This window comes from Phocaeicola dorei, from assembly GCF_013009555.1.
GTDB lineage: Bacteria > Bacteroidota > Bacteroidia > Bacteroidales > Bacteroidaceae > Phocaeicola > Phocaeicola dorei.
The window spans coordinates 1,184,482-1,199,492 of sequence record NZ_CP046176.1 but is presented as its reverse complement, the minus strand read 5'-3'; the positions used below and the strand labels follow the sequence as shown (position 1 = coordinate 1,199,492).

At 43.2% G+C, this 15,011-nt stretch carries 13 protein-coding genes and 1 tRNA gene; 5 read left to right on the top strand and 9 right to left on the bottom strand.

All coding sequences use genetic code 11. The features are described 5' to 3' along the window. Window positions 1-13 precede the first annotated feature (13 nt). Together GKD17_RS04580 and GKD17_RS04575 are read left to right on the top strand one after the other, a co-directional pair. Entirely contained in the window at window positions 14-1,174 is a 1,161-nt protein-coding gene (locus tag GKD17_RS04580) for a metallophosphoesterase (protein ID WP_007837034.1), read from the top strand. A 39-nt stretch (window positions 1,175-1,213) separates the two neighbouring features. Beyond that, window positions 1,214-1,972, top strand: a complete 759-nt coding sequence (locus GKD17_RS04575) for a lysophospholipid acyltransferase family protein (RefSeq protein WP_007837033.1) — start codon at window positions 1,214-1,216, stop codon at window positions 1,970-1,972. A gap of 13 nt (window positions 1,973-1,985) precedes the next feature. Here the strand turns inward: GKD17_RS04575 and GKD17_RS04570 are convergent, their stop codons facing one another. Continuing rightward, window positions 1,986-2,684: a DUF4369 domain-containing protein gene (locus GKD17_RS04570; RefSeq protein ID WP_007837031.1), complete on the bottom strand. Its 699-nt coding sequence runs from the start codon at window positions 2,682-2,684 to the stop codon at window positions 1,986-1,988. A 193-nt stretch (window positions 2,685-2,877) separates the two neighbouring features. Between GKD17_RS04570 and GKD17_RS04565 the strand changes: the two genes are divergently transcribed. Continuing rightward, window positions 2,878-5,043 (top strand): S46 family peptidase, encoded by a 2,166-nt coding sequence (locus tag GKD17_RS04565; RefSeq protein WP_007837029.1) that lies wholly within the window; start codon window positions 2,878-2,880, stop codon window positions 5,041-5,043. Then, on the top strand, window positions 5,043-7,229 hold the full coding sequence (locus GKD17_RS04560) for a S46 family peptidase (RefSeq protein ID WP_007837027.1): 2,187 nt from the start codon (window positions 5,043-5,045) through the stop codon (window positions 7,227-7,229). The genes GKD17_RS04565 and GKD17_RS04560 overlap by 1 nt, the downstream gene beginning before the upstream one ends. A gap of 119 nt (window positions 7,230-7,348) precedes the next feature. Here the strand turns inward: GKD17_RS04560 and GKD17_RS04555 are convergent, their stop codons facing one another. Together GKD17_RS04555 and GKD17_RS04550 are read right to left on the bottom strand one after the other, a co-directional pair. Then, window positions 7,349-7,666: a hypothetical protein gene (locus GKD17_RS04555; protein WP_032936633.1), complete on the bottom strand. Its 318-nt coding sequence runs from the start codon at window positions 7,664-7,666 to the stop codon at window positions 7,349-7,351. 23 nt (window positions 7,667-7,689) lie between these two features. Further along, on the bottom strand, window positions 7,690-7,986 hold the full coding sequence (locus GKD17_RS04550) for an FtsB family cell division protein (protein WP_005846067.1): 297 nt from the start codon (window positions 7,984-7,986) through the stop codon (window positions 7,690-7,692). Window positions 7,987-8,104: 118 nt separating this feature from the next. Here GKD17_RS04550 and GKD17_RS04545 point away from each other — a divergent pair, with 118 nt between their 5' ends. Continuing rightward, window positions 8,105-9,916 carry a DNA polymerase III subunit gamma/tau gene (locus tag GKD17_RS04545; RefSeq protein ID WP_032936460.1) on the top strand — a complete coding sequence of 604 codons (1,812 nt, stop codon included), beginning with the start codon at window positions 8,105-8,107 and terminating at the stop codon, window positions 9,914-9,916. Window positions 9,917-10,157: 241 nt separating this feature from the next. Here GKD17_RS04545 and GKD17_RS04540 read toward each other — a convergent pair whose 3' ends face one another. The 6 genes from GKD17_RS04540 to rocD form a co-directional block, all read right to left on the bottom strand. Continuing rightward, the gene (locus GKD17_RS04540; protein WP_007837021.1) at window positions 10,158-11,030 is read right to left on the bottom strand and encodes an urea transporter; all 873 of its coding nucleotides are present in this window, start codon (window positions 11,028-11,030) and stop codon (window positions 10,158-10,160) included. Window positions 11,031-11,155: 125 nt separating this feature from the next. Next, window positions 11,156-11,243: transfer RNA gene (locus GKD17_RS04535), tRNA-Ser, on the bottom strand. Window positions 11,244-11,330: 87 nt separating this feature from the next. Next, the gene (queF, locus tag GKD17_RS04530) at window positions 11,331-11,786 is read right to left on the bottom strand and encodes a preQ(1) synthase (RefSeq protein ID WP_005846060.1); all 456 of its coding nucleotides are present in this window, start codon (window positions 11,784-11,786) and stop codon (window positions 11,331-11,333) included. Between the two features lie 219 nt (window positions 11,787-12,005). Then, a complete protein-coding gene (queC, locus tag GKD17_RS04525; protein ID WP_005846058.1) occupies window positions 12,006-12,677 on the bottom strand; it encodes a 7-cyano-7-deazaguanine synthase QueC in 672 nt (223 codons plus the stop codon). 112 nt (window positions 12,678-12,789) lie between these two features. After that, window positions 12,790-13,476, bottom strand: a complete 687-nt coding sequence (locus GKD17_RS04520) for a queuosine precursor transporter (RefSeq protein ID WP_007837016.1) — start codon at window positions 13,474-13,476, stop codon at window positions 12,790-12,792. 298 nt (window positions 13,477-13,774) lie between these two features. Beyond that, the gene (gene rocD / locus GKD17_RS04515; RefSeq protein WP_005848693.1) at window positions 13,775-15,010 is read right to left on the bottom strand and encodes an ornithine--oxo-acid transaminase; all 1,236 of its coding nucleotides are present in this window, start codon (window positions 15,008-15,010) and stop codon (window positions 13,775-13,777) included. Between the last annotated feature and the right edge of the window lies 1 nt (window position 15,011).

The following is a 15,011-nucleotide window of genomic DNA, read 5'->3' as shown; positions in this document are numbered from 1 at the left end:
AAACGAATAAATTATGATGCTGATAAAATTATTTCTGTTTTTTCTAGTGCTACTGATATTGCCCGATATGTATATATACAAAGCATATATACGCCGTGTTTCCCAAAAATGGACACATTGGGCCTATTGGCTTCCCAGTCTGTTTCTTTTATTGGGAATGACATTAGTCTTTTCTATACACGAGCCACGTCCGGATTCCATGCAGCGACTTAGCAATTTCTTATTGATTTTTCTTTGCTTCTCCGTACCCAAGGCACTTTTCGTCATTGTTATCCTGTTTATGAAGCTCCTATATATCATCTCCGGCAAAAAACTGTATGGAGGATATGTAGCGGGAGGATTGGCTTTAGCCTCTTTAGTATATGTAGTATATGGAGCAACCGAAGGAAAACAACATTTTCAAATCAGGGAGGTAACCATCAGTTCCGATGAACTTCCTAGCGGTTTTGACGGCTACCGCATTGTACAAATATCTGATATCCATTCCGGTAGCTGGACCGGCAACAGTGCTGCCTTACAGAAAGCTGTAAACCTCATTAATGCACAACATGCCGACTTGGTACTTTTTACAGGTGACTTGGTCAATAACGTGGCAACGGAATTGGACGAATTTATCCCTATTCTAGAACAGATAAAAGGAAAAGACGGAGTGTATTCCGTTTTAGGCAACCATGACTATTCTCCTTATATAAAATGGGAAACAGAAGAAGCTCAAGAAGCCAATCTAAACAGCTTGAAATCCAAACAGGCTGCAATGGGATGGAAGATGCTCAATAACGATCATGTCATTCTACATCATCATGGAGACAGTATAGCCTTGGCAGGTGTAGAGAACAGCGGAAATCCCCCATTTCCCAATCATGGAGATCTGCAGAAAGCATTAAAAGGAACGGAAGGAATGTATAAAATATTAATGAGCCATGACCCCACTCATTGGCACAGAGAAGTCTTGCCGGAAAGTGATGTACAGCTAATGCTTTCAGGACACACCCATGAAATGCAATTCAGCCTGTTTGGCTTCTCTCCTGCCAAATTCGTATATCCCGAACACAACGGTTTATACCAGGAAGGAAAACAATCCTTGTTTGTCAATATCGGTTTAGGCTATCTGATGTTTCCTATGCGCCTTGGAGCATGGCCGGAAATTACTGTAATCACGTTACATAAAATATAAAATAGTTTTTCTATCTTTGTACAACTAAAATTCAGACAAATGAAAGTACTATATATTTTATACCAACTATTCATAGCACTTCCCATTTTGCTGGTATTAACCATACTTACAGCAATAGTTACCATTATTGGTTCATGGATAGGCGATCCGCATTTTTGGGGATATTATCCGGGAAAGATATGGTCACAGCTTTTCTGCTATGTATTACTTATTCCTGTCAAGGTAGTAGGACATCCGGAAGTACTTAAAAAAACATCCTACGTGTTTGTAGCCAATCATCAAGGATCTTTCGATATCTTCCTTATTTATGGTTTTCTGGGACGAAACTTTAAATGGATGATGAAAAAAAGTCTGCGCAAAATGCCTTTCGTCGGCAAAGCCTGTGAAGCTGCCGGACATATATTCGTTGATAAATCCGGTCCCAAGAAAGTAATAGAAACCATAGAACATGCCCGTCACGTACTACAGAATGGAACTTCTCTAGTGGTATTTCCCGAAGGTGCACGTACTTTTACCGGGCACATGGGATATTTTAAGAAAGGCGCTTTCCAACTGGCGGATGATTTGCAACTTCCCGTAGTACCACTCACTATTATCGGCTCCTTTAATATTCTTCCCCGTACCGGCGGTTTTATATCCTGGCATCCTATGACATTAGTCGTACACAAGCCCATTTATCCGCAAAGCCAGGGAATGGAAAACATCAAAGCGACCATGGAAGAGGCTTACAGGGAAATTGAGAAAGACTTACCTGAAAAATATCAAGGAAAGATAGACAATCCAGACCAAGACAGATAAAAAAGGCTCCTCATTAATGGGGAGCTTTTAATTTTTCCATATTCGAACGGGCTACCGTCACATACTCCTTTACCAAGGAGTTGTTTTTAAATCGGTCAGGAGCCTCCTCTATAATTTCCTCAATCAAGGGAGTCATGACAGGATAAGGAAAATTGCTGCACAACATAATGAAAACACCCGGTCCCAATACATTATCATAATTCTTCTGGATAAACTCCTTAGCCAATGCATTCATTTCAGCAGCCAGTTTCTCACGTTCTCTCGTTATCTCACGTTGAATTTCATCCGGCGCTTTTCCATCCATAATCATACGGCTCTCCTGACGCTCCAGCTCGTACGCTCTGTCGTCCAAAGAAGTCTTTTTTCCCACAAAATCATACAGACGATCATTCAACGGAGTTCCGGTAACTACAATACGGGCATTGTCGATACTGATGGATATTTTTCCTTTTTCAATGACAAAAGGCATGATACTCTCATCATCCATATACAAGGATGCCATTGAAGTAGAATCGGTTATACCTTCCATCTTGAACATTCCATGAATCACCTCTGCCGAATCAATACTCAGCATCCGGTCTCCACTAGGAACTTTTACAAATAGCATTTTCCCATCCAGACGAGAAACAGAAGAACTACCTTCTATCTTATACTCACTGGCACATGAAGTAAAAGCCAATAAAGATACCACAGAGAAAAAAAGTTTATTCATGCTTATCTACGCCCCATTACTATTTTTCGCATACAAAGGTACAATCTATAATTTAGTGACAAAAACATTTTATTAAAATTTAAAACTAAATAGAAGATTATTACCGAGAAGGCAATTTATAGTGCAAAGTTCCCTCTTTTTTTCTATTTTTGTAACCGATATAAGGATAAAGAAATAACAATTAGTACACAACATGAAAAAATTCAAACTTTTATTGCTCGCATTGATGTGTGTAGCATTCTTGCCGTCGAAGGCAGACGAAGGTATGTGGCTGTTGCAACTGATGCAAGAGCAGCATTTGGCAGACCGCATGAAAGCACAAGGCTTACTGCTGGAAGCAGACGACATTTATAACCCGAACCGCGTTTCATTAAAAGATGCAGTAGGCATTTTCGGAGGAGGATGTACCGGTGAAATCATCTCACCGGACGGACTGATCCTGACCAACCACCACTGTGGCTACGGAGCGATACAGCAACATAGCTCGGTAGAACATGACTATCTGACTGATGGTTTTTGGGCAAAAAGCCGCAAAGAAGAGCTGCCGACTCCGGGATTGAAGTTCAAATTTGTAGAACGCATTGTTGATGTCACAGATAAAGTAAACAATAAAGTAAAATCAGGCGAAGTAAAAGAAGAGGAAACCTTTGAATACGACTTCCTAAAAAAACTGGCCGACGAGGAACTGAAAGCCAGTGACCTGAACGGGAAAGCAGGTATCAGCGCACAAGCTCTGCCTTTCTATGCAGGCAATAAATTCTATCTGATTTATCTGAAAACCTACAGCGACGTACGCATGGTTGCCGCTCCACCTTCAGCCATCGGTAAATTCGGTGGTGAAACAGACAACTGGATGTGGCCCCGTCATACTTGCGACTTCTCCGTCTTCCGCATTTATGCGGATGCCAACGGCGAACCGGCAGAATATAATGAAAACAATGTTCCTCTGAAAGCCAAAAAGCATCTGGCTATCTCCCTGAAAGGTATTAACGAGGGTGACTATGCCATGATTATGGGATTCCCCGGAAGCACCAACCGCTATCTAACTCAAAGTGAAGTGAAACAACGGATGCATTCCACCAACGAACCCCGTATCCGCATACGTGGTGTGCGTCAGGATGTACTGAAGAAAGAAATGGCTGCCAGTGACAAGGTACGTATCCAATACGCCAGCAAATATGCAGGTTCCAGCAACTATTGGAAAAACTCTATCGGTATGAATAAAGCCATTATCGACAATAAGGTATTGGAAACAAAAGCAGGACAGGAAGCCAAGTTCGCAGCATTTGCTAAAGCCAAAGGCAACACCGATTATGAAAAAGTAGTCAGCGAAATTGATGCCGCCATCGAAAAGAGTAATCCTATTCTTTATAACTACACCTGTTTCCGTGAAGTCTTTCAAGGAGGTATAGAATTCGGCACTCCTTATCTGATTCTGGACAAGCTGAAAGAAGCAATCAAAAATAAAGATAAAGAAGCGATTAATAAAAATATTGAAACGCTGAAAAAAGTATATGCCGATGTACATAACAAGGACTACGATCATGAAGTAGACCGCAAAGTGGCCAAAGCTCTGTTGCCCCTGTATGCCGAAATGGTTCCTGCCGATGCCTTACCTGCCTTCTACACCACCATCCAGAAGGATTTCAAAGGGAATTATGATGCATACGTAGACCATTGTTATGACAATTCCATCTTCTCCAACGAAGCGAATTTCAATAAATTCATCAAGAAACCTACCGTGAAAGCCATAGAAAAAGATCCGATGACAGCATATGTACGGGCTAAATATGACTTGATGAACAAGCTGGGAAACGAACTGACCGAATCTATGAAAGGCATGGACTTATTACATAAAACTTATGTACGCGGCCTGTGTGAAATGTATTCACCGGAACCCAAAGCCCCGGATGCAAATTTCACTATCCGCCTGACATACGGTAATGTGAAGTCATATAACCCTAAAGACGGAGTACATTATAAATACTACACCACACTGAAAGGTGTCATGGAAAAAGAAGATCCGACCAATCCGGAATTTGTTGTTCCCGCCAAACTGAAGGAATTGTATGAAGCAAAAGATTTCGGACGTTATGCATTACCTAACGGTGATATGCCTGCTTGCTTCCTGACTACCAATGATATTACCGGCGGTAATTCAGGTTCTCCTGTCATCAATGGTAACGGCGAGCTCATCGGTGCTGCTTTTGACGGTAACTGGGAATCACTGAGTGGTGACATTAATTTCGACAACAATCTGCAGCGTTGTATCGCAGTGGACATACGTTATGTATTATTCATCATCGACAAACTGGGCGGATGCAAACACCTGATTGACGAAATGACTATTGTTGAATAATGAAAAAGACACTATTACTCTTGCTATTTACCCTCACAACCCTTGCCGGCCATGCCGACGAGGGGATGTGGATGCTGACTGATCTGAAAGAACAGAATGCGGCCACCATGTATGATATGGGACTGGATATCAGCATTGATAAAGTATATTGTCCGGACAGCATCAGTCTGAAAGATGCTGTAGTGCATTTCGGAGGCGGTTGTACCGGTGAAATCATTTCTGCTGAAGGTCTTGTGCTGACCAATCATCATTGCGGTTACAGCTATATCCAACAACACAGTTCAGTAGAACACGACTATCTGACTGACGGCTTCTGGGCTATGAGCCGCAAAGAAGAACTTCCCTGCAAGGGGCTGACTGTCACCTTCATAGACAAAATTCTGGACGTCACTCCTTACGTAAAGAAACAACTGGCCAAAGATGAGGACCCAGAAGGACTGAACTACCTGTCCCCCTCCTATCTGAGCAAAGTAGCCAAACGTTTTGCCGAACAAGAAAAGATAGAAATCACTCCGTTCACCGCTTTGGAACTAAAGCCTTTCTACGGAGCCAACCGCTATTACTTGTTTGTAAAGACCATCTATAAAGATGTCCGCATGGTAGGCGCTCCTCCTTCTTCCATCGGAAAGTTCGGAGCTGACACCGATAACTGGATGTGGCCCCGTCACTGTGGCGATTTCTCCATGTTCCGCATTTATGCAACACCCGACGGTAAACCGGCTGACTATAACGAAAGCAATGTACCTTTGAAGGTGAAAAAACATCTGACCATCAACCTGGGAGGAATCAAAGAGGGAGACTTCACTTTCGTAATGGGATTCCCCGGACGCAACTGGCGATACATGATTTCGGACGAAGTGGAAGAACGTATGCAGACTACCAACTTCATGCGTAAGACCATCCGCACCGTACGTTTGAATAATCTGCTGGAAGAAATGCTGAAAAGTGATAAAGTACGCATCCAGTACGCCAGTAAATACGCTTCATCAGCCAACTACTGGAAAAATGCCATCGGTATGAACGAAGGGCTGGTTCACCTGAAAGTACTTGATACTAAAAAGAAACAACAGGAAAAGCTTCTGGCTTATGGACGTGAAATGGGTACAGACGCCTATCAGAAAGCCTTCGACGCTATCCGGGAAATCGTGAGCAAACGCCATGATGCCGTATATCATCAGCAAGCCATTTATGAAGTTTGCAAACTGGGAACGGAATTCTATAAAATTCCTTCTACAGATAAAGTCCTGCAAGCATTGAAAGAAGGATATAAAGTACCTCACGCCACTAAAGAAATCAGCCCGCTGGATCATGCATTAAGCAAACTGAGCAAACAGGCTGATAAATTTTTCAATAAAGATTATAATCCCGAAGTAGACCGCAAAGTTTCCAAAGCTTTGCTGAAAACTTACGCAGAATTAATTCCGGCCGGACAGCGCATCAGTATCTTTAAAGTAATAGACAAAGAATTTAAAGGAAACATTGACGCCTTTGTCGATGCTTGTTTTGATACATCCATCTTCCGAAGCCGTGAGGCCTTCAACAGCTTTGTGGCAAAACCGGATGCCAAGACATTGGAAAATGACCTGATGGTGCAATATGCCAAATCAGTAGACCAAGGTTATGCAGATACCGATGCAGCCATGAAAGCTGAAACCGACGCTTATAATCTGGCCCATAAAACTTGGGTGGAGGGCATGATGAAGCTGAAACAGCATGAAGGTACTCCTATTTATCCGGATGCCAACTCCACGTTACGTCTCACTTACGGTAAAGTAGGTTCATACAGCCCCAAAGACGGTGTAGAATACAACTATTACACCACGCTGAAAGGAGTGATGGAAAAAGAGGATCCGAACAACTACGAATTCGTGGTTCCGGCCAAACTAAAGGACCTGTATAACAAGAAAGACTTCGGACGCTATGCCATGAAGAATGGTGAAATGCCCCTCTGTTTTGTTACAGGAACAGATAATACAGGAGGTAATTCCGGTTCCCCCGTTTTCAATAATAAAGGAGAATTGATCGGTACCGGCTTTGACCGCAACTACGAAGGACTGACCGGTGACATTGCTTATAATCCCCAGTTACAACGTGCAGCCTGTGTGGATATCCGCTATACCTTATTTATTATTGATAAGTTTGCAGGAGCGAAACACTTGGTAGATGAAATGACCATTGTGGAATAACAATACCGGACAACTATTTTTTAGAACGCGGACAACATGTAACAAGTGTTGTCCGCGTTCTCCTATTTTTCACAAGATAAGCCTCTGATAAACGCGGACAAAAAAATGACACAGATTCCTTAACGTTTCTCCTTCTCCAACTCCTGCGGAATACGGAAAGCCGTATAAAGTTCCAGGACAGCGGCAATGGAAAGACAAACAATCCATTCGTTACGTTTCATGGTAAACATCAATACTCCTGTAAAGACCAGTGCGACAGCCCCGAAAATCTGCTGTCTACGCAAACGCTTGATGATAAAATTCCTTCCATCATAACGATTCCCCATCACCTGCACATAGCCGAACATCACAGCACCCAGCGTATACAGATAAGGCGCAAGCTCCCACCGGGTGATTTGCAACACCGCACCTGCCAGCAGCAGGACTGCCCCTACCATCGAAATTATATTATAAGATTTACTCATTCTTCAAACACAAAAATATCCTCGTCAGGCTTCTTCATCAAATACTTCTCGCGTGCTATTTTCTCCAAAGCCTCAGGATTCGTGGTCAGTTCCTTCAGTTTCTCCGTATCTTCCTCATATTGCTTTCTGTATTTCTCTATCTCACTATTCAGCGCGCTGATCTCACTGCGATGCTTTACCCGCTGAATCAAGCTGTTCTCATCCAGAAAACCAATAACTACAATAAAGATCAGCACCGTAATCATATACTTATGGCGCCGGATGTAGTTCCAAATAGTCAGCAATTTGCTCATACAAAGAATCCCTTTTTTGATTTTTGCAAAGATAGAAATATTTCAAGCAATCCTACCCATAAAAACGGATAATTTATGTACTTTTGCAGAACTCATATTAGAAAAAAGAACTCCGCTTATGGAAAATTATATCGTATCGGCACGAAAATATCGTCCCGCTACATTCGAATCGGTTGTGGGACAACGCGCGTTGACCATCACCTTAAAAAATGCTATTGCCACCGGCAAGCTGGCACATGCCTACCTGTTCTGCGGACCGCGTGGAGTGGGAAAAACAACGTGTGCACGTATCTTTGCCAAAACCATCAACTGCCAGACCCCCACTGCCGAAGGCGAAGCCTGCAATCAGTGTGAGTCTTGTCTGGCATTCAACGAACAGCGTTCTTACAACATACATGAGCTGGATGCCGCCAGCAACAACTCGGTAGAAGATATCCGTTCGCTGATTGAGCAGGTACGTATCCCGCCACAAATCGGCAAGTACAAGGTATATATCATTGATGAGGTCCACATGTTGTCGCAAGCCGCCTTCAATGCTTTTCTGAAAACATTGGAAGAACCGCCTCATCATGCCATCTTCATCCTTGCCACAACGGAAAAGCATAAGATACTGCCGACTATTCTGAGCCGTTGCCAGATTTATGACTTCAACCGCATCGGCATCAAAGACACTATCGACCATCTGCAATACGTTGCCAAACTGGAACATATCAACGCCGAACCCGAAGCCCTGACTGTCATCGCACAGAAAGCCGACGGTGGTATGCGCGACGCTCTTTCCATCTTCGACCAAGTAGTCAGCTTCACAGGTGGGAACATCACTTACAAAAGTGTGATTGAAAACCTGAATGTCTTGGATTACGAATATTATTTCAAGCTGACCAATTTGTTGCTTGAAAACAAAGTTCCCGAATCCATGCTGCTTTTTAACGACGTATTGAAAAAAGGATTTGACGGCAGCCATTTCATCACCGGACTATCCTCTCATTTCCGGGATTTGCTGGTGAGCAAGGATCCTTCCACCCTGCAATTGCTGGAAGTAGGCGCCGGTATCCGCGACCGCTATAAAGAACAAGCACAAAAATGTGACCAGAAATTCCTGTACCGTGCCATGAAGCTATGCAATGATTGTGACCTGAACTATCGTGCAAGCAAAAACAAACGTCTGCTGGTAGAACTGACACTGATTCAATGCGCCCAACTCACTCTGCCCGACGCCGATGATGCAAGTGGTGGGCGTGGCCCTAAGAAGATATTAAAACCCCTATTTACGCAGCAAGCGACTTCCACAGCCGCCACGCAGCCACAGCCTCAGGCTAAAGCTGCCGCTGCACAGACCGCAGCAACCGCCGTTCCTCAACCACAGGGTACAAGTACAACCGGCAGTATGAACGCAAGCCGTCCAAGCCCGCTGCCTCAGACCAGAGAAGAGAAAAAAATCCCGGTGTTCAAGGCGGGCTCACTCGGTATATCCCTGCGCCGTCCTTTGCACGAACAGCAAGCTGCGGAAAAGCAAGAAGCAAAAGCGGCAAGCACCGCTGTCCAAAACGATGCCACATACGAAGATTATATTTTCAATGAAAAAGATCTGGACTATTACTGGCGTGAATTTGCAGCCGCCCTGCCCAAGGAAGAGAAGGCTAACTCCGCACGAATGATGAACATGCATCCGCATTTGTTGAATGACACGACTTTTGAAGTGACAGTAGACAATGATATGGTGGAAAAATATATGGTACAATTGATACCATCGGTTCAGAATCATTTACGCGAACGACTGCACAACCGGAAAATCACCATGACGGTACGTGTCAGTGCCCCTACCGAGAACATCCGTGCTTACAGCCATGTGGAACGTTTCCAGATGATGAGCAAGAAAAACCCGAATCTGCTGAAATTAAAAGAAGCACTGGGATTGGAGTTATCATAAAACCTATAAATATAAAAAGATACCGGGAAATCCTTCAAATCCTTCATAATTACACAATATATTGTTTTTCAATGTGTTGTCATGAAGGATCTTGAAAGGAACCCTTCATAAATGATTCATTGAGCGTAAGCTATACTTTTCCAGCCTTTGCGTCAATCAATTTAGATCCATAATAATATCCCAATTAGATTGTTTTACATCCATTATAAAATCAATCTGCCTGAACTACGGATACTGTCTATTATTCACCTTTTGTATTCACCACTTTCTGCATTATCATTATCATCCATACAGATAGTACAAAAGGTGCAGTCAGAGTAGTAATTCCCAACTTGATCCCTGCAAACTGCAATACAACGGACAGCAAGACTGAACATAAAGCCCATACAAAGCTTTTCCAAGTTTTGCCTCCTAAAGCCAAAGCACACAATACACCATTATAGCCCATCAATCCCATATTCAACATTTCCGGATCTATCCCCCAAAATACAGCAAAAAGAACAGGAAGAAGTGTCCCCAGCGCAGTATAAAAAGTTCCAGTCCATGAATTAACCCCAATACCAGCCAAAAAGAACAGTCCGGTCAATAAATTTTCTTGAAACATGACCTGACCAATACCTAAACAAAAAGCCTGAACGTAATCAACCTCCCGCACAGTATCAGATACCGTTTCGGAAACCAGCAATAAATCCGGCGTTATCCAAGTACAGATTCCCAATAATATCCACACAGAAAAAATGAAAGGAGCAGTAAATCCGGGAAGTGAATGCTGCCGGCTGAAAAGCCGTACTATCCAAGTAGAAAAACATGAAGCTACCGCCATGAGCAGCAAAGACCACAAAGACAGCTGCATGAAAACTCCGACTGCTATACCTATCAATGTGCCGTTAAAACCATACAGTCCATTCTTTATATCGTCACGTCCATAACCTGAGATACAAGCCGCCAACGTGCTTATTATATTACCGCCTACCGCTAATACTCCCAACTGCCACGAGTTCAGAAAAATTCCGACCAACATTAACAAACCGGACAACGCATTATTCTGAAACATGACTTGTCCTATTCCACGCCCTAAAACAAGCAACGAATCATATATCGAAATTGTCTTCATAAATCAAATTACCGGATTCCAATTTAACATAAGCTCCTTGAAAAGATGAAGGAAAATACTAGAAAAAGAAAAATTCTTGAATCGTTCAAATTCAAGAATCTACAACTTTAACTTTTCTACTTTCGCGGAGAGACGGGGATTCGAACCCCGGATACCCTTTTGGGGTATACACGCTTTCCAGGCGTGCCTCTTCAACCACTCGAGCACCTCTCCTTTTTTCGGAGTGCAAAAATAGAACAAATTTTCAGAACCAGCAAATATTTGAGTCCACAATCTCTCTATTCATTCCAAGAGATACAACTATAAATCGTGATTACGCATCCGATACTCCGCCAATTCCTCATACTTAGTACCCGGACGGCCGTAATTACAATACGGATAAATGGAAATACCACCGCGCGGAGTAAAAATGCCCGTCACCTCAATATATTTAGGATCCATCAGCTTAATCAAATCTTTCATGATGATATTCACGCAATCTTCATGAAAATCGCCATGATTACGGAAACTAAACAAATACAGCTTCAAGCTCTTGCTCTCCACCATTTTCACATCAGGCAGGTAGGAGATACGGATTTCCGCAAAATCGGGCTGTCCTGTAATAGGACACAGGCTGGTAAATTCGGGACAGTTAAAACGTACCCAATAGTCGTTTCCGGGATGTTTGTTCACAAAGGACTCCAACACTTCGGGAGCATAATCTTGCCTGTACTCGGTCTTCGACCCGAGAAGGGTCAATTCATCTTTTCTTTCCATTAAAGTTATTTTTTTCATATTCATGTTTTCTCTATCATACCTTAGAAAAGAAATTCTCTCCCCGCTTCGAGCAGATCGTTTCACTAGAGTGATGAAGTTGTACCACTAAAGTGATGAAATTTCTTCACTCTAGTGATAAAACTTGCTCACTAAAGTGAAACAATATACTCGGCAAAAAGAAAACACCTTTCATACAAGGAGAAAACACATTCATTTATCCTATCGTTTCTCTCTTTCCGCCTTTATCTCCAGATACTTTTCCAATCCTTCACGACGGAGCTTACAGGCCGGGCAATGACCGCAGCCATCTCCCTGTACGCCATTATAGCAAGTCAACGTTTCATGCCGGATCAAATCGAGCACGCCCAATTCGTCCGCCAACGCCCATGTTTCCGCTTTATCAATCCACATCAGCGGAGTGTGAAGCACGAACTGCTCGTCCATGGCAAGGTTCAACGTCACATTCAGTGACTTGATAAAAGCATCCCGGCAATCAGGATAACCGCTGAAGTCTGTCTGCGACACACCGGTCACGATATGATTGATCCCCAATTCGCGTGCATAGACAGCTGCAATGCTCAGAAAGAACAAATTCCGCCCCGGCACAAACGTATTAGGGAAACTATCGGCAGGCTTCACCTCATCCATCGTTATCGTAGTATCTGTCAGCGAATTTTTACCCAGGTTGCCTATAAAGGAAACATCCATCGCTTTAAACTCCACACCTGCCTTTCCGGCAATAGCACGGGCCAGCTCCACTTCCTTCACATGCTTTTGTCCATAGATAAAACTTAAAGCATACACTTTGCGGAAATGTTTTTTTGCCCAAAACAGGCACGTGGTTGAGTCCTGCCCTCCGCTGAACACAACCAATGCGTCACTTTTATTCATTGTTGATAATTTTTCAATTTACTAATGTGCCAATTGCTGCGCTATGTGGATATGCTGCGCCATATACCGCATGGTAATTGGCTAACCGGCACACTGACACATCAGCAACTTATTAAAGTTCTTTGATTTTTAATACATTGTATGAGATATGCTCATCAAAGACATCACTGCCATCCACCTTCTTGATGTAATTTACCACACGGATGGTAACAGGCAGGATAATAATTTCATAGAGTGTCTTGAGCACCGCCTGAATAACCATCATCTTTATCAGTTCACCGGCAGGCATCAAACCTCCGAAGGCAACAGGAAAGAAAATCATGGAATCGGCACTCTCACCCACCAAGGTAGAAGTGATAGCACGAAGTGAAAAGTTCTTTCCCCCCGAGGCCAGCTTCATTTTACTCATGACATAGGCATTCAGAAAAGAGCCGACCAAGAAAGCGGTCAGACTGGCTACAGCGATGCGGGGCGCCATGCCGAAAACGAAGTTGAAGCCCTCCTCTCCTTCCCAAAACGGAGCTGCGGGCATCAGAATGGCAAGCTGCCCCAAAGCTACCACCATGAAATTCATGGCAAAGCCCATCCAGATGATAAGACGTGCCTTGCGGAAGCCCCATACTTCGGCTATACAATCATTGATAATGTAAGAGATAGGAAATACAACCAATCCGGCAGTTGCCGTAATTTTCCAGATCTGGACTACTTTGGTCTCCAATAAATTTGCTGCGACAAGACATACACAAAACAGTATGCCAAGCAACATGAACGATACAGATACAGTGTTATTATTCTTCATTTCTCCTGTTTTTTACGTGGTGTTCTAGAATACACGACCGCTATTCACGGCATCATACGTCTATTTTTTAATTCGGGGTGCAAAGATAGAAATTATTTCCGAGTTAACCGGATATAACTGCATTAAATATTCTTATCAAGAAGAACAGCCTCATCAAATAATTACTTTTTCTATACTTCCTTGATTGCCAAACAGTATGGAACAGTGAAAGATGAAGCGTCATAAACAGGTGGGTATCAGTGAAAACGATTAGAGGGGCAGATTGAATCCACCCCTAAAAGACAGGATAAAAAATCCTTTATTCAAACAGGGCAATCGTCTTCTTTATAATTTCGATACACTCCTTTAACTGTTCCTCTGTAATCACCAATGGCGGAGCAAAACGAATAATATTCGTATGTGTCGGTTTGGCCAGCAAACCGTTTTCGGCCAATTTCAAGCAAATTTCCCACGCCAAATCCTTCGTTTCATCATTATTGATTATCAACGCATTTAACAATCCCTTGCCCCGGACAAAAGAAGCCACACGAGATGTTTCACACAGTTTTCTCATCTCTTCCCGGAATATCAATCCCAGTCTGTATGCCCTGTCCGCCAACTGTTCGTCCCGTACCACCTCCAGTGCCGTAACAGCCACTGCCGCAGCAATAGGATTTCCGCCAAAAGTGGAACCATGTTGTCCCGGACGGATAACATCCATCACTTCATTGCATGATAATACTGCAGAAACAGGACAGGCCCCACCCGATAAAGCCTTTCCCAAAATCAGGATATCCGGATGAACATTCTCATAGTCACAAGCCAGCAATTTGCCTGTACGGGCAATGCCGGTCTGCACTTCATCGGCTATAAAAAGTACATTGTGGGCACGACACAAGTCGTAACATTTTTTCAAATACCCCTCATCGGGTACATAAGCACCTGCTTCTCCCTGAATGGGCTCAACCAGGAATCCGGCCACATGGGGATGTTCGTCCAGCACTTTCGCCAGCGCTTCGGCATCATTGTAAGGAATCACAACAAAGCCGGGAGTAAAAGGTCCGTAGTTATTGTAAGCGTCCGGATCAATGGAGAAAGAAACGATAGTGGTAGTACGCCCATGAAAATTATTCCGGCATACAACGATTTCCGCCGTATCCTTGGGAAGCTTTTTTACTTCATACGCCCATTTGCGGCAAAGCTTCAATGCGGTTTCTACCGCCTCGGCTCCCGTATTCATCGGTAAAACCTTGTCATATCCGAAATAACGGGTGACAAATTCTTCATACCGTCCCAACTGGCTGTTATAAAAAGCGCGTGAAGTCAAAGTCAGCTTTCGCGCCTGTTTTACCAACGTATCAATAATACGCGGATGACAATGTCCTTGGTTCACCGCCGAATAAGCGGAAAGGAAATCATAATATTTCTTTCCTTCCACATCCCATACAAACACACCTTCTCCTTTATCCAATACCACAGGAACAGGATGATAATTGTGTGCTCCATGTTTGTTCTCAAGCTCCATTAATTGAGCTGCCGATAATTTTGCATCCATA